This is a genomic window from Bradyrhizobium sp. 2TAF36 (assembly GCF_052114925.1).
GTDB lineage: Bacteria > Pseudomonadota > Alphaproteobacteria > Rhizobiales > Xanthobacteraceae > Bradyrhizobium > Bradyrhizobium barranii.
Map to the genome: position 1 here is coordinate 1 of NZ_JBFRFR010000037.1, position 24,993 is coordinate 24,993.

20 protein-coding genes and 1 tRNA gene are annotated in these 24,993 nt (G+C 62.7%); 8 read left to right on the plus strand and 13 right to left on the minus strand.

Annotated elements, in window-relative coordinates; all coding sequences use genetic code 11:
• Positions 1-293 precede the first annotated feature (293 nt).
• Entirely contained in the window at positions 294-827 is a 534-nt protein-coding gene (locus AB4Z51_RS21835) for a DUF2971 domain-containing protein (protein WP_441497967.1), read from the plus strand.
• A 66-nt stretch (positions 828-893) separates the two neighbouring features.
• Here the strand turns inward: AB4Z51_RS21835 and AB4Z51_RS21840 are convergent, their stop codons facing one another.
• The 3 genes from AB4Z51_RS21840 to AB4Z51_RS21850 all read right to left on the minus strand — a co-directional run bounded on the left by AB4Z51_RS21840 (position 894) and on the right by AB4Z51_RS21850 (position 3,785).
• Positions 894-1,658 (minus strand): 8-oxoguanine DNA glycosylase OGG fold protein, encoded by a 765-nt coding sequence (locus tag AB4Z51_RS21840; RefSeq protein ID WP_441497953.1) that lies wholly within the window; start codon positions 1,656-1,658, stop codon positions 894-896.
• A gap of 165 nt (positions 1,659-1,823) precedes the next feature.
• Complete coding sequence (locus AB4Z51_RS21845) at positions 1,824-2,933, minus strand: hypothetical protein (protein ID WP_441497954.1); 1,110 nt, start codon at positions 2,931-2,933, stop codon at positions 1,824-1,826.
• Between the two features lie 762 nt (positions 2,934-3,695).
• Positions 3,696-3,785: transfer RNA gene (locus AB4Z51_RS21850), tRNA-Ser, on the minus strand.
• 196 nt (positions 3,786-3,981) lie between these two features.
• On the opposite strand from AB4Z51_RS21850, the gene AB4Z51_RS21855 reads away from it, so the two are divergent.
• Positions 3,982-4,323 carry a hypothetical protein gene (locus AB4Z51_RS21855; protein WP_071908548.1) on the plus strand — a complete coding sequence of 114 codons (342 nt, stop codon included), beginning with the start codon at positions 3,982-3,984 and terminating at the stop codon, positions 4,321-4,323.
• 37 nt (positions 4,324-4,360) lie between these two features.
• Here AB4Z51_RS21855 and AB4Z51_RS21860 read toward each other — a convergent pair whose 3' ends face one another.
• The 5 genes from AB4Z51_RS21860 to AB4Z51_RS21880 form a co-directional block, all read right to left on the minus strand.
• Entirely contained in the window at positions 4,361-5,824 is a 1,464-nt protein-coding gene (locus AB4Z51_RS21860; protein WP_085403638.1) for a trehalose-6-phosphate synthase, read from the minus strand.
• 235 nt (positions 5,825-6,059) lie between these two features.
• Positions 6,060-6,881, minus strand: a complete 822-nt coding sequence (gene otsB / locus AB4Z51_RS21865) for a trehalose-phosphatase (protein WP_063980508.1) — start codon at positions 6,879-6,881, stop codon at positions 6,060-6,062.
• 3 nt (positions 6,882-6,884) lie between these two features.
• Entirely contained in the window at positions 6,885-8,372 is a 1,488-nt protein-coding gene (locus AB4Z51_RS21870) for an MFS transporter (protein WP_439035692.1), read from the minus strand.
• Positions 8,373-8,874: 502 nt separating this feature from the next.
• Positions 8,875-10,908: a methyl-accepting chemotaxis protein gene (locus AB4Z51_RS21875; protein ID WP_439033858.1), complete on the minus strand. Its 2,034-nt coding sequence runs from the start codon at positions 10,906-10,908 to the stop codon at positions 8,875-8,877.
• 237 nt (positions 10,909-11,145) lie between these two features.
• Positions 11,146-13,185 (minus strand): methyl-accepting chemotaxis protein, encoded by a 2,040-nt coding sequence (locus AB4Z51_RS21880; protein WP_439033857.1) that lies wholly within the window; start codon positions 13,183-13,185, stop codon positions 11,146-11,148.
• Between the two features lie 341 nt (positions 13,186-13,526).
• Between AB4Z51_RS21880 and AB4Z51_RS21885 the strand changes: the two genes are divergently transcribed.
• From AB4Z51_RS21885 to AB4Z51_RS21900, 4 genes are all read left to right on the plus strand, one after another.
• Positions 13,527-14,012 (plus strand): (2Fe-2S)-binding protein, encoded by a 486-nt coding sequence (locus AB4Z51_RS21885; protein ID WP_071908555.1) that lies wholly within the window; start codon positions 13,527-13,529, stop codon positions 14,010-14,012.
• Between the two features lie 85 nt (positions 14,013-14,097).
• The gene (locus AB4Z51_RS21890; protein ID WP_071908556.1) at positions 14,098-16,440 is read left to right on the plus strand and encodes a xanthine dehydrogenase family protein molybdopterin-binding subunit; all 2,343 of its coding nucleotides are present in this window, start codon (positions 14,098-14,100) and stop codon (positions 16,438-16,440) included.
• Positions 16,441-16,453: 13 nt separating this feature from the next.
• Positions 16,454-17,254: an FAD binding domain-containing protein gene (locus AB4Z51_RS21895; RefSeq protein ID WP_028149283.1), complete on the plus strand. Its 801-nt coding sequence runs from the start codon at positions 16,454-16,456 to the stop codon at positions 17,252-17,254.
• A gap of 231 nt (positions 17,255-17,485) precedes the next feature.
• A complete protein-coding gene (locus tag AB4Z51_RS21900; protein WP_441497955.1) occupies positions 17,486-18,592 on the plus strand; it encodes a CaiB/BaiF CoA transferase family protein in 1,107 nt (368 codons plus the stop codon).
• 138 nt (positions 18,593-18,730) lie between these two features.
• Here the strand turns inward: AB4Z51_RS21900 and hppD are convergent, their stop codons facing one another.
• On the minus strand, positions 18,731-19,849 hold the full coding sequence (hppD, locus tag AB4Z51_RS21905; RefSeq protein WP_071908557.1) for a 4-hydroxyphenylpyruvate dioxygenase: 1,119 nt from the start codon (positions 19,847-19,849) through the stop codon (positions 18,731-18,733).
• A gap of 119 nt (positions 19,850-19,968) precedes the next feature.
• Between hppD and AB4Z51_RS21910 the strand changes: the two genes are divergently transcribed.
• Together AB4Z51_RS21910 and AB4Z51_RS21915 are read left to right on the plus strand one after the other, a co-directional pair.
• Positions 19,969-20,448: an Lrp/AsnC family transcriptional regulator gene (locus AB4Z51_RS21910; protein WP_071908558.1), complete on the plus strand. Its 480-nt coding sequence runs from the start codon at positions 19,969-19,971 to the stop codon at positions 20,446-20,448.
• 73 nt (positions 20,449-20,521) lie between these two features.
• On the plus strand, positions 20,522-20,833 hold the full coding sequence (locus AB4Z51_RS21915; protein WP_071908559.1) for a DUF1272 domain-containing protein: 312 nt from the start codon (positions 20,522-20,524) through the stop codon (positions 20,831-20,833).
• 113 nt (positions 20,834-20,946) lie between these two features.
• On the opposite strand, the gene fahA is transcribed toward AB4Z51_RS21915, so the two are convergent.
• From fahA to AB4Z51_RS21935, 4 genes are all read right to left on the minus strand, one after another.
• Positions 20,947-22,218 (minus strand): fumarylacetoacetase, encoded by a 1,272-nt coding sequence (fahA, locus tag AB4Z51_RS21920; RefSeq protein ID WP_071916986.1) that lies wholly within the window; start codon positions 22,216-22,218, stop codon positions 20,947-20,949.
• Positions 22,219-22,435: 217 nt separating this feature from the next.
• Positions 22,436-23,782: a homogentisate 1,2-dioxygenase gene (gene hmgA / locus AB4Z51_RS21925; protein WP_259259876.1), complete on the minus strand. Its 1,347-nt coding sequence runs from the start codon at positions 23,780-23,782 to the stop codon at positions 22,436-22,438.
• Positions 23,783-23,784: 2 nt separating this feature from the next.
• The gene (locus AB4Z51_RS21930) at positions 23,785-24,741 is read right to left on the minus strand and encodes an MBL fold metallo-hydrolase (RefSeq protein ID WP_439033856.1); all 957 of its coding nucleotides are present in this window, start codon (positions 24,739-24,741) and stop codon (positions 23,785-23,787) included.
• Between the two features lie 23 nt (positions 24,742-24,764).
• Positions 24,765-24,989, minus strand: a complete 225-nt coding sequence (locus AB4Z51_RS21935; RefSeq protein ID WP_071908562.1) for a DUF2783 domain-containing protein — start codon at positions 24,987-24,989, stop codon at positions 24,765-24,767.
• Positions 24,990-24,993 lie beyond the last annotated feature (4 nt).

Consider the following 24,993-nt stretch of genomic DNA (forward strand, 5'->3'; position numbering starts at 1 on the left):
GCTCCCCGTCTCCGCAACCTGACCAGCTCCGACGGAGCAATCGCTACCGGCGTGTCACTGGAGAGAGGAAGAATGGTAGCTTGACAACAAACCGCAATTAAAGGGCCGATTGACAGATATGCAAGGAGGACTCGAAAGACATTCTTCTCGGGAGACGAGACTTCGAGCCGAGCATCGGGCTCGGCAATGTGCTGGCTCGATTGCAGAGGCTATCCCCCAACCTTCCGGCGTCGGTACTTGACCAAGTCTTGGAGCAAGCATTTCGCACAGCAATAGATAATTTGCCCGTGAACATGCCGCAGATGCATTCAAACCTTCGCGATCACTTTAAAAAATACAATGTACTATGCCTCTCGGCAGTGAATGACAGCCTGCTAATGTGGTCGCACTATGCGGACAGTCATCGCGGCATCGTGATACGCTTAGCCTGCCTCGAGGAAACGGACAGCTCTTGGTCTGTTGCTGAGCCAATTGTTTACTCGGAGATGATGCCGCGATTTTGCAACCAAGAGGATCTTCGGGGCTTGTTTACAGGGACGACCGATTTGGCTCGCGACAGTATTGTCAAGCGCACCATTCTGTCGAAGGCGGTCGATTGGAGCTATGAGCAAGAGTGGCGCGTTTATAATTTCTCGCAAACTCACGCAGCCCAATTCTTGAAATTTAACGTTCCCGAGCTTTCCGCCATCTATTTCGGCTGCCGTGCTAACCAAGAAGATCGAGAAACGATCATGGAGGCCGCGAGCGCCATCAATCCAAAAGTAGAATTCTATATCGCAGCAAAAGCGGAGCGCGCGTTCGCCCTCGAATTCCGGCGTTTTGATTGAGCGATGTCGCCGCATCTTCGGAGTTCTGACGGGCCATTCATCGCGCAGCCACACGGTCAGGCCTGGTCAGCGGCCGAGCGCATAGAAGGCTCTCTCTGCGTCAACCGCGCGCCACGCATTGTCAGCCCCATTCCAATCTCGCCATAGTGCCCCTGCCGCATTGAGAGCACGAGCCTTCTCGAGACACCAACCACACCATTCTGCGTAGAGATTTGCTTGATCTACTTTGCGTGTAAGTTTCACACCGTTGGCCAGCCTGCTCAGCGCTCCGTTGGAGTGCTCCTCCAGTCGCAAGCTGATAACTTCGTCGTATACTGCTGCAACCTTACTGTTCATGAACGCCAGGACTTTCGACCCGAACGCCATTCCTAGAAACTTAATGCGCATCGCTTCAATGAGCGCATCGCCTATCTGGTTTTTTTCCAATAGAGCGCGAGCGTTCTTTAGGTGAAAGATGATTTCCTGCGGCATTTGAGGAGACGAATTGGCCCTTCCACGAAGGTGCCACCAAGTTCGCTTCAAAGCCCTCGCTTCACGTATATTGCCGTCTGTTCCAGAAACGTAGCCCCAGAAGACAACCGATAGTAGCCCATGAAGAAGCTCCAGAGGGGCATCGCTTGCCAGCAACGCAGAGTGGAAGTTGTCCAGCTCCAAGGATGAAAAGCTCTGTCTTTTCGTCACGTCCGAGTACCAGTTTGACGGCGGGACGCTAGGCGAAAGCCGGAGGTCTTCCCATCGTATGTCGCTATCTCCGCCCTCACGGGCTCGGGTCAGTTTGGCCGGGATGTAGGCGTAAGCCTCCCGTGCGCGTTTCAATTCAGCATCATTCATCGCAGTCCCCGCTCCTGTCTTCAACGGCGCCATCAAGTGGCCTCCCCTGCCTAAATTCGGCTCCGACCTCGCACCCACTGCCGCATGCCATAGCCGAATCGGAGCCACCTTTCCTGTACGCAAAGGGCTTGCTGACATCGTTGCCAAGGCGCACCCCAGACAGCATCAATCTTGGAAGCAGTTGCCGAAAGCCAAGCGAACCGTCGGCTCAAAATTGGTTTTGCTTCCTTCATATTGATCGGACATGCATGCAGATGGGTAGGCTGGCGAACCGAAGCTGAATAGCGCAGGAGACGTTAGACTCGGCGCGGCGGTTGAGAGACGGAATCGTATAATGGCACCGCCTTCTTTTCTTTTGAGCACCTGAACGTGAGTAGGATCAACTTGAGCGCCGAACACCGGATGAGCGCCGCCAAAGAGATTTGTTTGACACTGCCCAAACCAATAAGCGACATCCCATGAAGCATCAAAATTGGTTAGCACTACTTGTGGTCCGAGGYGGCGAGTGCACGATGCGACCATGCGCTTAGTGCCGTCATTCGTTTCGGAGATAGCAATTGCACCTCCGTGGAATGGCTCAAGTCGCCAAGGCTTCCACGCTCGAGGCTCATATGTCACGCGGAGATCACGAGCTTCTTCGAGGTTAATCCAGTACATTTCTTCGGGGCCAGCGGTCGCAGCGAGGCTCACCACTTTTGCGTCGACGCCCATGTTTACGAGATACAGAACGAGTGCAGCCGTAATTTTTTGCGTATCGTCGAGGTCGTGACCGGAAAAAATCTTCTCTGCTGGCTGGGCTAGGGCATTTTTGCTATAGAAACGATGGACTCCGAGCTTCGAGCCCTCATCAAGAACGCGCTCAATGCCACCCAAGAATGCATAGGCGCAAGCCGACGCGCAAACTCCGGGAGTTCTCAGCGATGCGCGGCCCCCAAAATATGGCCTCCCTTCGGGATCGGCTCTGTCGGAACCAACCTCTGTCGTAAAACCGCGTGCGCGAAACATCTCACCCAATCTAATTCCGGCCTGCAGACTGCCACCGAGTGAGTTCAGCCGAATCCGCTTCGGAACGTAGTCTGGCGCTGAATCAAGAAAGCGCTCAAACGCTTGCGGCGTACCATCTGCAATCTCCCCTGAAGCTTCTATGAAGCCGCATTCGCGACAGCGCGTGTCGTTTCCGCCTGGTTGAAACTTCATCGGCTCCGCAGAGGCAACTGCCGTGGCAAACGAGAATATCGCGAGCAATATCCCCGTCGTCGTCCCGCCCTTAATCATTTTCGTTGAACCAGTTCCGGATGCTCAAAATTGAAGATCGGTAGCGGACATACGCGGCCTTTCTAGTTCACTCAAGGTCGTGGCGCGTTTGGATGGCCTTCAGACCGTCTTTCAAGACAGGCAGTTGCCTTCGGGTCTGATGCGAAAGGCAAACCGCGCCCCTAACCGGCACTCGCATTGAACGAGCCGCGATATGCAAAACGGAATCCCTGTGATTCCAAAACGCGCGTTGTATATACCCTAAATGGACTATTGGGCTCTTGCGCCGCTGGTCTGCTTGGCTTGCCCCTGCAGCCTAGCCTCGTGCTTTCCCGGTAGCTCCGTGCAGAAATGAATCCTGGGCTTCCATAAGCGGCGTTTTCCTGGCGGGCCGTATCTAATACTGAAGGAAGGGCCTCTCGGAGAGTGCGGAAGCGATGCGACACCCAGAGAAATCTGTGGGCGCCCAGTCGCGCTGACGCCATCATTGGACAGAATCTGTTGATATATTTCGCTTCGACCACAGGCTGTAGAGCTAGATCGAGACCTTCTTGCTTGAGCGAGAGGGATCCAAACCGCCTCGCAGCCAAGCCATTGATTTTCTAAGAAATGCCGTACTAGACCAATTTTGCGGGTTCAAAGATTCGGAGAAAATTCGGTTCTCCGGCTTTATTCGGGCCCTTGTTGGATGACCGCCGGGAGTTCTCCGCCCGCGGAAATGCAGGAAAACGGCCGAGTTTCTGGCCTGTCTGCAGCTCCAAGTACGGAATAATATCGATGGGGTGGCGGAGAGAGTGGGATTCGAACCCACGGTACGGTTTCCCGCACACACGCTTTCCAAGCGTGCGCCTTAAGCCACTCGGCCATCTCTCCGGAGCGCCCTCTCTTGAAGGGGAGCCGATGATTTTGCAAGAGACCGCGGGTAAATCGGGTGAATTTTCCGTAAGATATTGTATTTGAAAGACAATATCTGGCGCCGGCTGGCGCCTCGGAACCGCCCAATGGCTGAACCGGAAGCGGGTTTGGCGCGACGATTCACTCAAGACCGCCAAACACGACCGGGGACGCCATGACCATCCAAAAGACCATCGTCGCGCTGGGCCTGATTTCGGCCCTTGGCTCCGCCTTCGCCGTGCCGGCCGCCGCACAGGTCTGCACCCGGCAGGGCGTCGACGTGAGTTGCGACGACGGGCGGCGCGGCGTGCTTTCGGGCGATGCCATCATCTGGCCGGACGGGACGCGCTCGAGCGCCTCGCCGCATCCGAGCGTGATCATCGGCAACAAGAGCTCGGTGCATGTCGGACCCGGCGTGTTCGTCGGCCAGGGCAAGGGCATGGTGCCGCTGGACGATCCCAACGCGCCGAACAAGCGGCAATGCGCGATTCTGGACGGGGTGTCGTATTGTTATTGAGCGCCTCTCCCCGCGAGAACGGGGAGAGCAAGAGAGCTTAAATCAACCTTACACCTGATATCGCCGACTTCAGCCAGCGTAGCGCCTGCGGCGGCTGGGTCTCGAGCGGCGCGACGACGGCCTTCTCGGTCCGGCACTTCTCCAGCTCGGCAACGAAGTCGGCGGACCACTGCTGGATGGTGTGGCCGCGCAGCGTCTTCATCATCGCGTCCCAGCGCATCTTGCGCTCGGTGAGCGACATCGCGGCCGCGACCGCGATCGCGCGGGCCATGCCGTCGATATCGTGCGGATTGACCAGCAGCGCCGTTTCGAGCTCGTTGGCGGCGCCGGCGAACTTCGACAGCACCAGCACGCCGGGATCGGCCGGGTTCTGCGCGGCGACATATTCCTTGGCGACGAGATTCATGCCGTCATGCAGCGGCGTCACCACGCCGATCTGCGCGGTGCGGTAGAGACCCGCAAGCACGGCCTGGCTGAAACCCTTGTTCAGGTAGCGGATCGGCGTCCAGTCGACCTCGCCGTGGCGGCCGTTGACGTCGCTGACGAGACGCGCGACCTCGTTCTGGAGATTGCCATAGGCCTCGATCGCACCGCGCGAGGGGTTGGCGATCTGGAGCAGCGAGATGCTGCGCGCAAACTGCGGATGCTCGGTCCAGAGCCGGTCGAACGCGCTGATGCGATTGACGAGACCCTTGGAATAGTCGAGCCGGTCGACGCCGATCGCGAGCCGCTCGCCGTTGAGACTGCGGCGCAGCCGCGACACGTCGGGATGCGAGGCCGATTTCGCCGCGTAAGCCGCGAACTTTTCCGCATCGATGCCGATCGGAAAGACCTCGCAACGCGTACGGCCATGCTGCGAGATCGCGACGCCGTCTTCGACGGCGAGACCGAGTTCACTCGCGACATAGCCGAGGAAATTCTGGCAATCCTCATTGGTCTGGAAGCCGAGCAGATCGTAGGCCAGCATCGCCGTGATCAGTTCGCGATGATTGGGCACGCCCTGCATCACCGCGACGACCGGCCACGGCGTGTGCAGGAAGAAGCCGATCGGATCATCGACGCCGAGATCGCGCAGCTCCGCGCCGAGCGCGAGGAAATGATAATCCTGCACCCAGAACGCCGTTTTCGCTTTCCGGAAGCGCATCAAGGCGCGCGCCATGAAGGCGTTGACCTCGCGATAGCTGACATAGTCGTCGCGCGAGACGCGGATCAGATCGCTGCGCGAATGCAGCGCCGGCCACAGCGCCGAATTGGCAAAACCTTCGTAATAGCCGCCGTAATGCGCCGCCGGCAGATCCAGCGTCGCTATCGCACCCGACCCAAGCGCTTCGATCTCGGCGAACGGTTCCTTCTGATGGCCGTCGCGCACACGGCCCGACGAACCCACCCAGATAGCACCCGAATGTTCCACCACGGGAAGCAATGCCGCAGCCAAGCCGCCCGTCATCGGCTCGTTGGGTTTACCGCGCGCAACTCGATTTGAAACGACGACTAAATTCACAGGTCGTCCCCTCCTTCATTCCAACCCGTTTAACTGCTGTTCATCAATATGGTTCCTGTCCATCATTTGTACGAAATGAAACCAAAATCAGGCACATGCGTTGGAACCAGTTTTTCTGCTGGGAACCCGGCGGTTTCGCTCAACAAAGTCAGTTTTCGTGACTGTGTTGCCCAGCATGAATTGCGCGCGCAAGCGAACGACGCGAGCGACAATGTGGCCCCGAGGTGTCGGTGCCTTATTCCAACCTTGTGTCGTCGAGCAGACGCGCGAGGAACGCGCGCACATCCTTCGGCTCATCGAAATGGCCGTTGACGCCGATGGCGCGGCGACCGACCGAGAAGGACAGCCCGTTCATGTCGGGCATGATCGCGAACACGGTCTCATCGGTAACGTCGTCGCCAATGAAGATCGGACGGCGCCCTTTGAAGGGCTCATGCTTCATCAATTCGCGCACGCCGGTGGCCTTGGTGAAGCCGGAATGCTTGATCTCGCAAACGAACTTGCCGGGCAGCACCTCGATCGGCGCATTGGGCAGATCGGCGCGGATCAGCGAGACGGCTTCGAAGATCGCCTTCTCCGCATGCGGCGCGAGACGATAATGCAGCGCCAGCGAATAGCCCTTGTCCTCGAGTAGAATGCCGGGGCTGAGCTTTGCAATCGCAGCCAGGCGACGCTTCAGCTCCTTGTCCATCGGCGGCGCATGCACGTCGTCGGCCTCATTGCCCACCGACAGGCGCATTTCCGCGCCGTGACCGGCGACCGCGCGAAACACGTCGGGTGCGAAGATCAGGTCGATGTCGTTGAGCGAACGGCCGCTGACCATCGCCAGCGCGCCGGACGTGCGCTCGGTCAACAGGTTCAGCGTTTCCGACAGGCCCGGCGGCACCCACACCTCGCGCGGCGTCGGCATCAGGTCGAGCAGCGTGCCGTCGATGTCGAGCAGGATCGCGGTCTCGCCGAGATGCGGCACGAGCGCATGCGGCACCGGCACCGCGTCGGGCGCTTCTTCGTCAACCATGGGGCGCTTCTGATCCAATTCCGCGAGCTCCGATTTCATAGTCTACTCCATAAAGGCAAGCGGCCGCGCGATTTGTTCGAGCGATTTGCGTTCCGCGGCGACGGCGTAGCGCCACGCCACGATCGCAGCCACGATCATCAGGAAGGCCCCCAGCAAATAGCCCGCGAACACGCTGGTGCGTGATCCCGTGTCGATCAGCGCGCCGAACAGCGCGGGCCCGATCACGCCGCCGATGCCGGTGCCGATTGCGTAGAACACCGCAATCGCCAGCGCGCGCACTTCCAGAGGGAACGTCTCGCTGACGGTCAGGTAGGCGGCGCTCGCGGCGGGCGAGGCAAAGAAGAAGATCACCATCCAGGCAATGGTCTGCCCCTGCGCGCTCAGCGCGCCGATCGAGAACAGATAGCCCGAGAGCGCCAGCAGCACGCCCGATACGCCGTAGGTAAACGTGATCATGACGCGGCGGCCGAGCGTGTCGAACAGGCGGCCGAGCAGCAGCGGCCCGAGGAAGTTGCCGGCGGCGAACGGCAGGAGATACCAGCCGACATGCTCGGCGCTGATGCCGTAGAAGTCGGTCAGCACCAGCGCGAAGGTGAAGAAGATCGCGTTGTAGAAGAACGCCTGCGCGCTCATCAGCACGAGGCCGACCAGGGAGCGCTGACGATAGACGAAGAACAGCGTGTGCACGACCTCCCTGATCGGAGTGTGGTCGCGCATCTTCAGGCGTATTTTCGTGAAGCGGCCATCGCTCGCATGCCGGTCATGCCCGATCACAGAGCGCTCGATCTCGTCCACGATGGCGTGGGCCTGGTCGGGCCGGCCGTGGATCATCAGCCAGCGCGGGCTCTCCGGAATCCACATCCGCATCAACAGCACGACGAGGCCAAGGGTCGCGCCGATGAGATAGGCGAGGCGCCAGCCGAGATCGGGACCGATCAATGCGGGATCGAGCAGCACGATGGCCGCCACCGCGCCCATCGCCGCGCCGATCCAGAAACTGCCGTTGATGACGAGGTCGGTCCAGCCGCGATAGCGCGCCGGCACCAGTTCCTGGATCGTCGAGTTGATCGCAGTGTATTCGCCGCCGATGCCGGCGCCGGTGAGAAAACGAAACAGCGCGTAACTCGCGACATTCCACGACAAGGCGGTCGCGGCGGTCGCGGAGAGATAAAGCGCCAGTGTGATGAAGAACAGCTTCTTGCGGCCGATGCGGTCGGTGAGCCAGCCGAAGCCGAGCGCGCCGAGCACCGCACCGGCAAGATACGCGGAATTGGCGATACCGAGATCGAGATTGGAGAATTGCAGCGACGGACTCTGCTTCAACGCGCCGGAGAGCGCGCCGGCCAGCGTCACCTCGAGCCCGTCGAGGATCCAGGTGATCCCGAGCGCCAGCACGACGCGGGTATGAAAGCCGCTCCACGGCAGCGCATCGAGCCGCGCGGGAATGCTGGTCTCGATGATGCGGTCATCCGCGACCGCCGCAGAGACTGCAGGTCCATAATTCAGCGCTGGGCTTTGCTGCAATTCCATCGCGTTGCTGGGTCTAACCAATGGAAGCGGCCCCGGTTCACATGGTGTGGACGGGGGCGTTCCGATCATGGAGGTGCGGCATTCCGCCTGCCACCTGCGACAACGCCTGCGGCAAAGGCGGGTTCCCGCGGGAACAGCGCTTGGGATCGTCCGTTTCCGATGGAGCCGCTGGGAGTTGACGCATGGCTCACGTCAGAAAGACGACACATTCGCGCAAAACCTGGAGCGCGCGAAGGTGGAGTTGAAGCGGACGTTCGGGAGGGAGTGAGACTCGCGCTCTTTACCCCCCGTCGTCCCGGACAAGCGAAGCGCAGATCCGGGACCATAACCACAGGGAGTGGTTTGGCGAAGACTTGGAGTTACCACCGTCCGTCTCAACTATCCGCTGGGAGTATGGATCCCGGATCGGCGCGCGCCTAAGGGCGCGCTTGTCCGGGACGACAGCGGAGTATGAGGCGATAGCGAGGTCTTCAAGCGCCAAGCGCCTGACGCGCGGCGAGCCTTACGCGGCCCTGATATTGCCCATGAAGCGATCGAGCTCGGCGCGCAGGCGCGTGCTTTCGGATGACAGCGTTTTGGCCGAGTTCAGCACCTCTTCCGAGGCTGAACCGGTTTCGGCGGCGCCGCGGTTGACCTGGCCGATGTCGGTGGCTGCGGTCTGGGTGCCCTGCGCAACGGTCTGGACGCTGCGCGCGATTTCCTGCGTTGCGGCGCCCTGCTGCTCGACGGCGCTCGCAATCGACGTCGAGATCGACGAGATCTGGCCGATGGTCGCGCCGATCTCCTTGATCGCGGCGACCGACTCGGCGGTCGCGCCCTGCATCCCCGTAATGTGGGAGGAGATTTCGTCGGTCGCCTTCGCGGTCTGGCTGGCCAGCGACTTCACTTCGCTGGCGACCACTGCGAAGCCGCGGCCGGCCTCACCCGCGCGCGCCGCCTCGATGGTGGCGTTGAGCGCAAGAAGATTGGTCTGCTCGGCAATCGCCGTGATCAGCTTGACGACTTCGCCGATCTGCTGCGCGGCATGGGAGAGTTTTCCGATGCGGCCGTCGGTTTCCTTCGCCTGCACCACGGCATTTTCTGCGATTCGGCTGGAATCGCGGACTTGGCGGCCGATCTCCTCGACCGAGGCCGAGAGCTCTTCGGTGGCGGTTGCGACCGACTGCATGTTGCTGGAGGCCTGCTCGGAGACACCGGCGACCTGGCTCGACAGGCTCTGCGTGGTCTCGGCGGTGCGGGTCAGCGTGGAGGCCGCCGATTCGAGCTGCACGGCCGAGGCCGAGACGTTGGAGACGATGGCGCCGACGGCGCTCTCGAAATCGTCGGCAAAGCGAATCAGCTCGGAGCGGCGGCTTGCGGCCTGCTCCCGGTTCTGGGCTTCGCTGGCGGCGGCGTCGCGCTCGGCTTTCGCGACGGCCTGAACCTTGAATTCCTCGACCGCGCCAGCCATCTCGCCGATCTCGTCCTTGCGGCCCAGGCCCGGCAGCACGACGTCGAAATTGCCGGACGCAAGCTCGCGCATCGCCTTGCACATCGCGATCATCGGACGCGAGATGCCGTTGCCGAGCATCAGGGCCAGCACGGCGCCAATGGCGAGGCCGCCGAGCGCCATCATCAGCATCAGCCGTTCGGTCTCGGTGATGGTGGAGTTGGCGCTCGCTTCGATGCGCTGCTGATCCGAGGTCAGATCGGACCGCAACTCGGCCGAGAGCTTGAGAATGCCCGCCGCCGTCTTGGTCATCTCGCCGTTCAACTTGACGATGATCTTCACGTTCTCAGTCAGCTTCGAGAAAGAGGTGCGGTACTGCTTCAGCAGGTTGCCGATCTCGGTGACGCGGTCGGTGATCTTCTGGTCATTGGCATAGATCGAGACCAGCAGGGTCTCCAAAAACTTGATGCGGGCGATCACGCCGTCGGCGGTCTTCGGCTCCGGCTTGGCGACGAAGGCGCTGACCGAGGTGGAGACCGCGAGATATTGCGAGGTGACGTCCTTGGCGGTGGTCTGAACCGAGTTCAGGCCCGCCAGCGCGGCCGTATCGGCGAGATCGTCGAACTTGAAACGGATCTTGTTGCCGACGCTGTTGAGCTCGTCGGCGGCGATCTTGTTGTTCTCGCGCGTCAGCGTGATGATCTCACCGAACACCTTGGTGAAGCGCTGGAATTCGGCCTCGAGCTTGCCGACCTGCTCGCGGCGCGCCGCGCTGGTCGTGGCCGCCACCGACTTGGCGATCGCGCCCTTCAGATTCTCTTCGGCGGCCTTGGCCGCGGTCTCGTCATCGGTCGCGCCCGTCAGCGTATAGGCCCGCGCCAGTCCCTGATAGGCGATCAGCTCGCGGTCCACGGTCCGCGCGAGGTCCGCTTCCGACACGCTGGCCCGGTAGGAGGCCACGGCGGCCTGGATCCGCTCGAAGCCGAAATAGGCGAAAGCCATGCTGACGGCGAGGATGGCCAGCACCGCCACGAAGCCGAGGATGATTTTTGCACGAAAACGCAGGGTGAAGAGCTTCGATGTGTTCGGCGTCGACTTGACGGGCATTCCCCACCCCATTCCATTCGCGGAAAACTAGGCGCAGCCCGGAAGCAGCCCGCTTCCTGACTCGTGAGCACGGTAGAGTGCAAAGGATAAGCGGCGGTAAATGTGGGGCACCGCAACTTGCGGTTCGGTGACGCGGGCCCAGGTCCTCTCCGCTCGTCATCCCGCACAAGCGTAGCGAGGTTCGCCGGGACGACAGCGGAGGATGGCGCGGCCGCGAGGGCCTCAGGCGTAGCGCAGCTACGCCGCCCGGATATTCCCCATGAAGCGATCGAGCTCGGCGCGCAGGCGGGTGCTTTCGCTGGACAGGGTTTTGGCCGAATTCAGGACCTCCTCCGAGGCCGAGCCGGTTTCGGCGGCGCCACGGTTGACCTGGCCGATGTCGGTGGCGGCGGTCTGGGTGCCCTGCGCGACGGTCTGGACGCTGCGGGCAATCTCCTGCGTCGCGGCGCCCTGCTCTTCCACCGCGCTCGCGATCGAGGTCGAGATCGACGAGATCTTGCCGATGGTGGCGCCGATCTCCTTGATCGCGGCGACCGACTCGGCCGTCGCACCCTGCATGCCCGCGATGTGCGAGGAAATCTCGTCGGTGGCCTTCGCGGTCTGGCTGGCCAGCGACTTCACTTCGCTGGCGACCACGGCAAAGCCGCGGCCGGCCTCGCCCGCGCGCGCCGCCTCGATGGTGGCGTTGAGCGCCAGAAGATTGGTCTGCTCGGCGATCGCGGTGATCAGCTTAACCACTTCGCCGATCTGCTGGGCGGCGTGCGAGAGCTTGCCGATCCGGCCGTCGGTTTCCTTGGCCTGGACCACCGCAGCTTCGGCAATGCGGCTGGAATCGCGGACCTGGCGGCCGATCTCCTCGACGGAGGCCGAAAGCTCTTCCGTCGCGGTTGCGACCGACTGCATGTTGCTGGAGGCCTGCTCGGACACGCCGGCAACCTGGCTCGACAGGGTCTGCGTGGTTTCGGCGGTTCGGGTCAGTGTGGAAGCCGCCGATTCGAGCTGCACGGCGGAAGCCGACACGTTCGACACGATGGCACCGACCGCGCTTTCAAAATCATCGGCGAAGCGAATCAGCTCGGAACGGCGTGCGGTGGCCAGTTCCTTGTTCTGGGCTTCGCTGGCGGCGGCGTCGCGCTCGGCCTTGGCCACGGCCTGAACCTTGAATTCCTCGACCGCGCCGGCCATCTCGCCGATCTCGTCCTTGCGGCCGAGGCCCGGCAGCACGACGTCGAAATTGCCCGACGCGAGCTCGCGCATCGCCTTGCACATCGCGATCATCGGACGCGAGATGCCGGTGCCGAGCAGGAAGGCGAGGATCGCGCCGAGCAGCGTGCCGCCGACGGCCAGCATCAGCACCAGATGCTCGGTCTGCCCGATGGTCGCTTCCGACTCCGATTCCAGCCGCTGCTGTTCGGCGACGAGGTCCGCCTTCATGGCGGTGGCGCCTTGCAGGATCGCGCCGGCCGAACCGCTCATCTCGGTGACGAGTTCGTCGACCATCTTGGCATTCGCGATCAGCTTCTCCAGCGCTTCGCGATAGGCCACGAGGATGGTCTTGGCGTCCTTCAGGCCGGCGACGATCTTGTCGTCCATGGAATAGACCGCGCCGAGCGAGTTCTCGACGAATTTCAGCCGCGCCAGCGCGCTGGTCGCGATCGCCTGGTCGGACGTCAGCACGAAATTGGTGGCTGCGGCGCTCGCGGTCTGGAACTGGGCGTTGACCTGCTTGGTGCCGAACTCGATCGACTGCGCCTCGGAATCGGAGGCGTTGTTGCCGATATCGTCAAGCTTGTACTTCAGGAGATTGGCTTGGCGCGTCAGCTGGTTCTGCACCAGCAGCGCGCTGTCGCGCTTGGCCTGGAGGACCTTTGCGAAGGTCGCAGAGAAGTTGGAGAATTCCTTGGCGAGCTTGTTGAGGCCCTCCTGCCGCGCCGGCTTCTGGGCACTCTTGACCGCCTGATCGATGGCGCTCTTCAGGCCGGTCTCGGCGTCCAGCGCTGCCTTGGCATCGTCCTCCTTGCCGGTGACGACGAAATAACGGACGGCCGAGCGGTAGGCGAGCAGCTCGCGGTCGATGTTGCGGGCGAGATCGGCCTCGGTGACGCTGCTGCGGTAGGACCCGACCCCGGCCGAGACCCGCTCGAAGCCGAAATAAGAGAAAGCCATGCTGCCGGCGGAGATCACCAGCACCGCGGCGAAGCCGAGGATGATCTTGGCGCGGAACCGGAGGGTCGGAAATATTGTACGCTTCGACGGCGACGCGATACGCCCGGACATTCCAACCCCCATTTTCTATTCAGCCGTGATCCGGAGGCGCCCCGCCTCCAGACCCGGATGCGCAAAACTAGGGCAGAATGGATAAAGGGCGGTAAATTCGCCGCACCTGCGCAATTTCCGGCTTTGTCGGCCAAAAGCCGGCCGGATGGGATGACGGCTGGCATCCCACTTGGGCCGACCATTTTGCGGCGGTCGACCCGCTTCGCCGGCCCAAGTCATTGCCCGCTCGTCAGGATCGATGACTTTTCCATGACCGGCGTGACCAAAATCCTAGTTGCAATGTCAGGGGGCGGCGGTCTCTAATTAGAAACAATCAAAATCAATCCGGGGAGGTATGTTCCGTGTCTACAGTCAAACTGACGGTGAACGGCAAGGCCGTTGCCGTCGACGTCGAGGACCGCACGCTGCTGGTCCAGCTCCTGCGGGATCACCTCAATCTCACCGGGACCCATGTCGGCTGCGACACCAGCCAGTGCGGCGCCTGCGTCGTACACGTGGACGGCCGGGCGGTGAAATCCTGCACCATGCTGGTGGGCCAGGCCGACGGCGCCAGCGTCACCACCATCGAAGGCATCGCCAAGGGCGACGAGCTGCACCCTATGCAGGCCGCCTTCCGCGACAATCACGGCCTGCAATGCGGCTATTGCACGCCGGGCATGATCATGTCGGCGATCGACATCGTGCACCGCCATGGCGGCCAGCTCGACGAGCCCACCGTGCGCCAAGAGCTCGAAGGCAATATCTGCCGCTGCACCGGCTACCACAACATCGTCAAGGCCGTGCTGGACGCAGCCGGGCGCATGAAGGTCTCGCAGGCGGCCGAGTAAATCGGCGCGCCTCGAATAAAGAACCACCGCTGCCGCTTTCGAGGGAAAGCGCAGTCAAAGAAACTTCCGGTCGGGAGGACCAGACATGGGTGTTGAAGGCATCGGTGCGCGCGTCGTGCGCAAGGAAGACAAGCGTTTCATTACCGGCAAAGGCCGTTACGTCGACGACATCAAATTGCAGGGCATGACCCATGCCCATTTCATCAGAAGCCCGCATGCGCATGCCAAGGTGAAGAAGATCGATTCATCCGCCGCGCTCAACATGCCGGGCGTGGTCGCCGTGCTCACGGGACAGCAGATCGTCGACGACAAGGTCGGCAATCTCATCTGCGGCTGGGCCATCACCTCCAAGGACGGCAGCCCGATGAAGATGGGCGCATGGCCGGCGATGGCGCCGGAAACCGTGCGCTTCGTCGGTCAGGCCGTCGCGGTCGTGATCGCCGACAGCAAGAACCTCGCGCGCGACGCGGCCGAAGCCGTGGTCGTGGATTATCAAGAGCTGCCGGCAGTCGCCGATATCCATGCCGCGATCAAGGCCGGCGCAGCCCAGCTTCACCCCGAAGCCCCCGGCAACCAGGTCTATGACTGGGTGATCGGCGACGAGGGCGCGACGGATGCCGCCTTCGCCAAGGCCGCCAATGTGGTCAAGCTCGACGTCACCAACAACCGCCTCGCCCCGAACGCGATGGAGCCGCGCGCGGCGATCGCCGACTATGACGCGGCGGAAGAGCACTTCACGCTCTATACGACCTCGCAGAACCCTCACGTCGCCCGCCTCGTGCTGTCGGCGTTCTACAACATCGCTCCCGAGCACAAGCTGCGCGTGATCGCCCCCGACGTCGGCGGCGGCTTCGGCTCAAAAATCTTCATCTATCCCGAGGAGATGGTGGCGCTGTGGGCCTCGAAGAAGGTCGGCCGTCCGGTAAAATGGACCGGCGACCGCACCGAGGCCTTCCTCACCGATGCGCATGGCCGCGACCACGTCACCCATGCTGAGATGGCGTTCGATGCCAACAACAAGATCACCGGCTTGAAGGTGAAGACCTACGCCAATTTCGGCGCCTACATGTCGCTGTTTTCCTCGTCGGTCCCGACCTATCTCTACGCCACGCTGCTGTCGGGCCAGTACAACATCCCGGCGATCCATGCCGAGGTGGTCGGGGTCTACACCAACACCACGCCGGTCGACGCCTATCGCGGCGCAGGCCGCCCCGAGGCGAGCTATTTGATCGAACGGTTGATGGAGACGGCGGCGCGGCAGCTCAAGGTCGATCCGGCAGCACTGCGCCGGAGCAACTTCATCACCCAGTTCCCGCACCAGACGCCTGTCATCATGGCCTATGACACCGGCGACTTTAACGCCTCGCTCGACGCCGCGATGAAGGCGATCGACTATGCCGGCTTCGCAGCCCGCAAGGCCAAGGCGAAGGCGGACGGCAAGCTGCGCGGCATCGGCGTGTCCTGCTACATCGAGGCCTGCGGCATCGCGCCGTCGAAGGCCGTCGGCAGCCTCGGCGCCGGCGTCGGCTTATGGGAATCCGCCGAAGTGCGGGTCAACCCGGTCGGCACCATCGAGATCCTGACGGGCTCGCACAGCCACGGCCAGGGTCACGAGACCACGTTCTGCCAGCTCGTCGCGGAGCGCCTGGGCGTTCCCATCAGCCAGGTCTCGATCGTCCATGGCGACACCGACAAGGTGCAGTTCGGCATGGGCACCTACGGCTCGCGCTCCGCGGCCGTCGGTCTCACCGCGATCCTGAAGGCGATGGAGAAGATGGAGTCCAAGGCCAAGAAGATTGCAGCGCATGCGCTCGAAGCGTCCGAGGGTGACATCGTCATCGAGAACGGCGAGTTCAAGGTCGCCGGCACCGACAAGGCGATCGCCTTCCCGATGGTCGCGCTCGCGGCCTACACCGCGCACAATCTGCCTGACGGGATGGAGCCGGGCCTGAAGGAAAGCGCCTTCTACGATCCGACCAACTTCACCTTCCCGGCCGGCGCCTACATCTGCGAGCTCGAGGTCGATCCCGGCACGGGCAAGACCTCCTTCATCAACTTCGTCGCGGCTGACGATTTCGGCCGGCTGATCAACCCGATGATCGTCGAGGGACAGGTCCATGGCGGCCTTGCCCAGGGCATCGGGCAGGCGCTGCTCGAGCACGCCATCTACGATGCCAACGGCCAGCCCGTCACGGCCTCGTTCATGGACTACTCCATGCCGCGCGCCGACGACCTGCCCTCGTTCAATCTCTCCCACACCACGACGCTGTGCCCGGGCAATCCCCTGGGCATCAAGGGCTGCGGTGAGGCCGGCGCGATCGGCGCCTCTGCGGCCGTGATCAATGCGATCACGGATGCGATCGGCAAGAACAACCTGGAAATGCCCGCAACCCCGGATCGGGTGTGGCGCACGATCCACGCGGCCTGAGAGGAGCAACAAGATGTACCAGACCACTTATCATCGCCCCTCCTCGGTCGACGAGGCCGTCGCCCTGTTCGGCAAGAGCAGTGAGGCGAAATTCCTCGCCGGCGGCCAGACCTTGCTGCCGGTCATGAAGCAGCGGCTCGCCAGCCCGTCCGACGTGATCGACCTCGGCAAGATCAAGGAGCTGCAGGGCGTCGAGCTCTCGGGCGACGTGCTGACCATCAAGGCCGGCACGACCTATTTCGACATCATGCAGAATGCCGATGTGAAGAAGGCGATCCCCGCGATCGCCTATCTCACCTCGGTGCTCGGCGATCCCGCCGTGCGTTATCGCGGCACGATCGGCGGCTCGATCGCCAACAACGATCCCGCCGCGGATTATCCGGCCGCGCTGCTGGCGCTCGGTGCCACCGTCAAGACCAACAAGCGGTCGATCTCGGCCGAGGACTTCTTCCAGGGCCTGTTCACGACGGCGCTGGAAGACGGCGAGATCATCACCGCAGTGTCGTTCCCGGTGCCGGCGAAGGCGGGCTACGAAAAGATGCGGCATCCGGCCTCACGCTTCGCGCTGACCGCCGTGTTCGTCGCGCAGACGAAGTCGGGCGAGATCCGTGTTGCCGCCACCGGCGCCTCGCAGAGCGGCGTGATGCGGGTCCCCGCGATCGAAGCCGCGCTGAAGGCGAACTGGTCGCCGTCGGCGCTCGACAATGTCAGCATTCCGGCGAGCGGATTGCTGGCCGATATCCACGGCACGGCCGAATACCGCGCCAACCTCGTCAAGGTGATGGCGCAGCGCGCGGTGGCCGCCGCGGGCTGATCGCGTCGATAAAGCGCGACAGCGCGTCGCGCCTTAGCGCCTCAACACAAATCTTCCGCGGCGCGCAGCAATGCGCGCCGCTTTTATTATGCGCCCATGCATGAAAACCGCTTGCCTCGCGGACATGAAGGCGAGAAAAGTTAATCAGCCAATTAACTCGCCCCCAAAGAGGAACGTCAAAGGCGATTGCCGGACCACCGGAATTCGCCGGCGACCCGAGGAAACAACAACGTGCTCGATAAACCAGCGCCCACCTCCTCCGTCCGCACCTCCGGCCCGCTCTCGGGTTTCCGTGTCGTCGAATTCGCCGGCATCGGACCCGGCCCATTCGCCTGCATGATGCTCGCCGACATGGGCGCCGATGTCGTCACGCTCGATCGCGTCGGTGCGAAGAAGAGCATGAAGTCGGTCGCGGGCCGCGGCCGCAAGGTGATCGAGCTCGACCTCAAGGACAAGGCGGCGATCGCAGAGGTGCTCGACCTGCTTGCCAGCGCCGACACGCTGGTCGAGGGCTTTCGTCCCGGCGTGATGGAGCGGCTTGGACTCGGGCCCGACGTCGTGCTCGCGCGCAATCCCAAACTCGTCTACGGCCGCATGACCGGCTGGGGCCAGGAAGGCCCGCTCGCCAACGCCGCCGGCCACGACATCAATTACATCTCGATCACCGGCGCGCTGGCCGCGATCGGCACCAAGGAAGCCCCGGTGCCGCCGCTCAATTTGGTCGGCGATTTCGGCGGTGGCGCGCTCTATCTCGTCGTCGGCGTTCTCGCCGCCCTCCTCGAAGCGCAAAGGTCCGGCAAGGGCCAGGTCGTGGACGCCGCGATGTGCGACGGCGCGGCATCGCTGATGTCGTTCTTCTTCGACATGAAGACGATCGGCCGCTGGAGCGAGGGGCGCAACCAGAACTTCCTCGACGGCGGCGCACATTTCTACGGCGTCTATGAATGTGCCTGCGGGCACTTCGTCTCGATCGGCTCGATCGAACCGCAGTTCTACGCGCTGCTGCGCGAGCACGCGGGCCTGACCGATGCCGACTTCGACGCGCAGATGAACCCCAAGGCCTGGCCCGCGCTGAAGCAGAAATTGCAGGCCGTGTTTAGGAGCAAGACCCGCGAGGACTGGTGCAGGATCATGGAAGGCACCGACATCTGCTTCGCGCCGGTGCTCACCATGTCGGAAGCGACCGAGCATCCGCACATGGTCGCCCGCAACGTCTTCCTCGAACGCCACGGCGTGAAGCAGCCCGCGCCCGCGCCGCGGTTCTCACGCACGCCGTCGGCGGTGCGGGAGCCGGAGGGCGCGGAGATTGGTGCGGTGATGGCTGCGTGGAAGAGGTAGATCTAGCCTCGGCAAAGATCGCGTAGGGTGGGCAAAGGCGCGAAGCGCCGTGCCCACCATCTCTCCACAATCCTGATAAAAGTGGTGGGCACGCTTGCGCTTTGCCCACCCTACGGCAGTGTGCCCGAACGCAGCGACCTACGCCGCCGTATCCACCTTCAACACGCCGCGCCGGATCTGATCCTCCTCGATCGATTCGAACAGGGCCTTGAAGTTGCCCTCGCCAAAACCATCGTCACCCTTGCGCTGGATGAACTCGAAGAAGATCGGGCCGATCGCGTTGGCGGAGAAGATCTGCAGCAGCACCTTGGTCTGACCGCCATCGACCACGCCCTCACCATCGATCAGGATGCCGTTGGTCCGGAGCCGCGCGACGTCCTCGCCGTGCTTCGGCAGGCGCGCATCGATCCGCTCGAAATAGGTCTCCGGCGGTGACGGCATGAAGGGCAGGCCGGCTTCGCGCAGGCCTTCGATGGCGGCGTGGATATCGCGGCAGCCGCAGGCGATGTGCTGGATGCCCTCGCCGCGATAGATATTGAGATATTCCTCGATCTGGCCGGACTCGCCGGCGTCCTCGTTGATCGGAATCCGGATCTTGCCGTCCGGGCTCGTCAGCGCGCGCGAGAACAGGCCGGAGGCGCGGCCCTCGATGTCGAAGAAGCGGATCTGGCGGAAGTTGAACAGCTTTTGGTAGAAGCCCGTCCACACATCCATGCGGCCGCGATGGACGTTGTGGGTGAGATGATCGAGATAGAACAGGCCGGCGCCGACCGGCTTGGGATCGCGTGCCCCCAACCACTCGAACTCGGCATCATAAGCCGAGCCCTTGGCGCCGTAGCAATCGACGAAATAGAGCAGGCTGCCGCCGATGCCCTTGATCGCGGGTACATCAAGCGTCTTCTGCACCGACGACACATCGGCAGGTTCGGCGCCGAGCGCGATCGCACGGTCATAGGCCGCCTTCGCATCGACCATGCGAAACGCCATCGACGGCGCGCAGGGGCCGTGCGCGGCGACGAAGTCGAAGCCGTGGGTGCCGGGCTCCTCGTTGACGAGATAGTTGATGTCGCCCTGGCGGTAGACCGTGATCTTCTTGCTCTTGTGGCGGGCGACGGGCGCATAGCCCATCAACTTGAACAACGCGTGCAGCTCTTCCGGATTGGGATGCGCATATTCGACGAACTCGAACCCGTCGGTGCCCATCGGATTGTCGGCGGTGACGGTGGCCGGCGGTGCATCGTGCGGAAACGGACCCATGGTGCTCTCCAATTGCTGCTGCCATGAACTATCCTTCATCGGGCGTGCAATGAGCGTGCAAACGGGGCGCATTTTGGCTATCATATGCACGGTCTGTGCATGAAATGGATAAATGACGCATGATCTCCGTAGACGCATTCGACCTCAAGATCCTGGACGCGCTCCAGGACGACGGCCGCCTCACCAACCAGGAGCTCGCCGATCTCGCGGGTCTCTCGGCCTCGCAATGCTCGCGGCGGCGGATGCGGCTGGAGGAGGAGAAGGTGATCTCGGGCTATCACGCCGATCTCTCCAGCGAAGCGCTGGGCTTCGGTGTGATCGCCTTTATCCAGGTGGGGCTCGCGACCCACTCGCCGGACAATTCGAAACGCTTCCGCGCCTTGGTCAACCGCATCGACGAGATCCAGGAAGCTTATTCGCTGACGGGCGACGCCGATTACGTGCTCAAAGCCGTGCTGCGCGATCTCAAGGGTCTCTCCAATCTCGTCAACGACGTGCTGATGCCGCACCAGAGCGTGGCGCATGTGCGCTCCTCGATCGTGCTCGACAGGCTCAAGGAAAGCTCGCGGCTGCCGCTGAAGGATTTGAAGGCTGGCTGAAATCGAGGGAACTACGGCATTCGCGCTTCACGCGCCGTCTGCGATGATCAAGCCAATCTGCGGAGATTCTGCCATGGCCCTCCAGCTTCGACCGAACTGCGAATATTGCGACCGCGACCTGCCGCCTAATGCAACGGACGCGCGGATCTGCTCCTATGAATGCACGTTCTGTGCGGATTGCGTCGAGACGAAACTCTCCAACGTCTGCCCGAATTGCGGCGGCGGCTTTGCGCCGCGCCCGATCAGGCCGACGCAGGAATGGCGGCCGGGCGTGTGCGTCACCAAACACGTGCCGTCCGACAAGCGGGTGCATTTGAAATACAGCCCGGAGGATGTCGCGGCGCATTGCGCGCGGGTGCGGGATGTGCCGCCGGAGAGGCGGTGACTTCGTAGGGTGGGCAAAGGCGCCCTTGCGCCGTGCCCACCATGTCTCCGCAAGCGCGATCGTGATGGTGGGCACGCTTCGCTTTGCCCACCCTACGACACCGGAACGCGCGGCTACTCCGCCGCCAAAATCGTCCCCTCGACCTCCCCGAACCCGACCCGGTAGCCACTGCCCTGGCACCAGCCGCGCATGACGAGGCTGTCGCCGTCTTCCAAAAACGAGCGCTTGGCGCCGCCGGGCAATTCCACCGGCTCGGTGCCGTTCCAGCTGATCTCCAACAGGCTGCCGCGCTGGTTCTTCTCCGGGCCGGAGATCGTGCCGGACCCAAGGAGATCGCCGACATTCATCGCGCAACCGCTGGAGGCGTGGTGCATGAGCTGCTGCACCGAGGACCAGTACATGTATTTGAAATTGGTGCGGCTGATGCCGGCGTGCGCATTGGCGCCGGCCGCGCGCAAGGAGACGTCGAGTTCGAGATCATAGTTCTGCGGCTTCGCCTGCTTGAGATAATCCAGCGGCACCGGCTCCTGCTCCGGCCCCCCCAGCCGGAACGGCTCCAGCGCCTCGCGCGTCACCACCCACGGGCTGATCGAGGTCGCGAACGCCTTTGCCAGGAACGGGCCGAGCGGCACATATTCCCATTGCTGGATGTCGCGCGCGCTCCAGTCGTTGAGCAGCACGAGACCGAAGATCATCTCCTCGGCCTGTTGCTCGGTCAGCATACCGCCCATCGGCGATGGCTGGCCGACCACGACGCCCATCTCCAGCTCGAAATCGAGCCGCTTGCACGGCCCGAAGCTCGGCAGCTCGACATTCGGCGGCTTCAACTGCCCGCGCGGCCGCTTCACCTTCGTTCCCGAGACCACGACGGTCGAGGCACGGCCGTTATAGGCGATCGGCATGTGCAGCCAGTTCGGCTGCAGCGCGTTGTCCTTGCCGCGGAACATCACGCCGACATTGGTAGCGTGCTCCTTCGACGAATAGAAATCGGTATAGCCGGACACTGCGAACGGCAGATGCAATTTTGCATCGCGCATCAGCACCAGGGCCTGCTTGCGCAGCTCCTCATTGTCACGCAGCTCCGGATGATCATGACGCAGTAGCTCGCTGATCCGCGCGCGTGTCTTCGTCCAGATCTTCGGTCCCAGCGTCATGAACGGATTGAGCGAGGGGCCGGAGAACACCCCGAGCGGGCCGACGTCGAGACGGCAATCCTGCTCGAGCGCCCAGAGATCGAACACGTAGTTACCGATCGCGACACCGACGCGCGGCGTCGGATTGGCCGAGGTCGAGAACACGCCATAGGGCAGGTTCTGGATCGGGAAGTCGGAGGCGGGATCGACCTCGATGAAGGAGCGGAGGCTGGGGTCGTTGGGGTGGGGCATGTTTCCTGCCATACGAATTCTGGTGCTGAACTTCTGTCACCCTCCCCTGGAGGGGGAGGGTCGGCTCATATTGAGCGCAGCGAAATATGAGACGGGGAGGGGTGATCTCTCAACACGGGCAGTGTTCCTTGCGGAGAGACCATCACCCCACCCCGCTACGCATTCCGCTTCGCTGCATGCGTAGCGACCCTCCCCCTCCAGGGGAGGGTAAGCAAGACTACCGCTTGTTCGGATCGAACCGCTTCTCCAGTCCCGTCCAGCAATCCGCGTAATTGTCCTGCAGCGTCGACGACTTCGCGGCGTGCGCTGTCACGCGCTGCGGGTAGCGGGTCTCGAACATGAAGGCCATGGTGCCGGTCAGCTTCACCGGCTTCAGCTCGCCGTTGCTGGCATGCTCGAAGGCATCGCGGTCGGGGCCGTGCGGCAGCATGCAATTGTGCAGGCTGATTCCGCCCGGGACAAAACCCTGCGGCTTGGCATCGTAGACGCCGTAGATCAGGCCCATGAACTCGCTCATGATGTTCATGTGATACCAGGGCGGGCGGAAGGTGTTGTCGGCCACCATCCAGCGCTCGGGGAAGATCACGAAGTCGATGTTCGCGGTGCCCGCGGTCTCCGACGGCGAGGTCAGCACTGTGAAGATCGAGGGATCGGGATGATCGAAGCCGATCGCGCCGACCGGAGAGAAGGTGCGCAGATCGTATTTGTAAGGCGCGTAATTGCCGTGCCACGCCACGACGTCGATCGGCGAATGTGGCAACGTGGTCTTGAACAGCGATCCGCCCCATTTCACGTAGAGTTCGGTCGGCGTGTCCTTGTCCTCGTAATGCGCGACCGGGGTGAGAAAGTCGCGCGCGTTGGCGAGGCAATTGGCGCCGATCGGCCCGCGCTCCGGCAGCGTGAAGGCGCCGCCGTAATTTTCGCAGAGATAGCCGCGCGCAGGACCGTTCGGAATCTCGACGCGGAATTTGACGCCGCGCGGGATCACCACGATCTCGCCGGGCTCGGCGTCGATACGGCCAAACTCGGTGACGACGCGCAGGTTGCCCTGCTGGAGCACGAACATCAGCTCGCCGTCGGCATTGTAGAAGTGCTGGTCCACCATCGAACTGGTGATGAGGTAGACATGCGCGGCCATGCCGGCCTGCGTGTTGACGTCGCCGGCGGTCGTCATGGTCTGCACGCCCTGAAGGAAGGTCATGTCCTCCTTCGGGATCGGCGCCGGGTCCCAGCGCAGCTGCGCGATCGGTAAATCGTATTCATGGCAGGGCGCCGAGCGCCACAGGCCGGCATCGGCCTTCTCGAACCGGCCGGAATGCTTCACCGAGGGACGGATGCGATAGAGCCAGGAGCGCTCATTGGTGCCGCGCGGCGCGGTGAATGGCGAGCCGGAAAGCTGCTCGGCATAGAGCCCGTAGGCGCAGCGCTGCGGCGAGTTGCGCCCGATCGGCAGCGCGCCCGGCAGCGCCTCGGTCTCGAAGCTGTTGCCGAAGCCGGACATGTAGCCCGGCGTGACCTGCGCCGAGCTGCGAATGATCTGATCAGGCGAGGTGTTGACGTTCATGACTATCCTCCTCCTTGCAGGGCGGCCCACATTTCCTGGTCGCGCTTATCGGTCCAGATCACGGGGTCGTCGATCCCCGACGCCTCGTCATAGGCGCGCGAGACGTTGAACGGCAGGCAGTGCTCGTAGATGGCGAAGCTGTGGAATTTCGGATCCATGACTTCGCGCGTCGCCGCCATCGATTCCTTCAGCGTGCGCCCCCTGGCGACGGAGATTTCGGCCGCGCCGTAGAGCGAGGTGACGAAGTCGCGCGTCATCGCGATGGCTTCGCGCACCGTGGCTGTGCCCTTCAGCGCATCGCCGCGGCCCGGCGCGATCGCCTTGGGATTGAAGTTGCGGATCTCGTTCAGCGTCAGCGGCCATTCGCGCAAATGCGCGTCACCGCAATAGCAGGCCGAGTGATATTCGATGAGGTCGCCGGAGAACATCACTTCGGCATCCGGCACCCAGGCGACGATGTCGCCGGAGGTGTGGCCGGCCCCTAACTGCATCAGGCGCACTTCGCGTTTTCCCAGATAGATCGACATCTCGCCTTCGAAGGTCAGCGTCGGCCAGGTCAGGCCGGGAATGCTCGCGGCATCCTGGAACAGGCGCGGGAAGCGGCCATATTCGGAATCCCAATCCTGCTGGCCGCGTTCCTCGATGAGGCGATAGGTCTCCTGCGAGGCCACGATGCCCTGCGCCTTGTAGGCGGAGGCGCCCAGCACGCGCACGGCGTGATAGTGCGACAGCACGACATATTTGACCGGCTTGTCGGTGACGGTCTTGACGCGCTCGATCACCTTGTTGGCCATCGCCGGCGTCGACTGCGCGTCGAACACCAGACAGCCGTCGTCACCGACGATGATCGCGGTGTTCGGATCGCCCTCCGCGGTGAAGGCATAGAGATCGGTGCCGATCTCGGAGAAGGTGATCTTCTTTTCGGAGAGATCGCCGGTGGATGCGAAGTTCTTCGCCATCAATTCATCCTCAGGTCTTTGGGTTATTGTTGTTGCTGTTGTTGCTGCTGGCCGTCGGTCATGCGCCGCTTCGCGAGCACGATCGCTTCCCGCAACACGTCGATGTCGCCGATATGGTTGGCGAGGATCAGGACCAGTGCCGCGTCGAAATCGGCGCTCTGCTCCTCGGTGAAGCCGCGGTGCGCCTCGACGATGGCGCGAAAGGCATCGTCGGGCCGCGCGAAGTTGGAGCTGGTTGAAAGCGGCATGCGA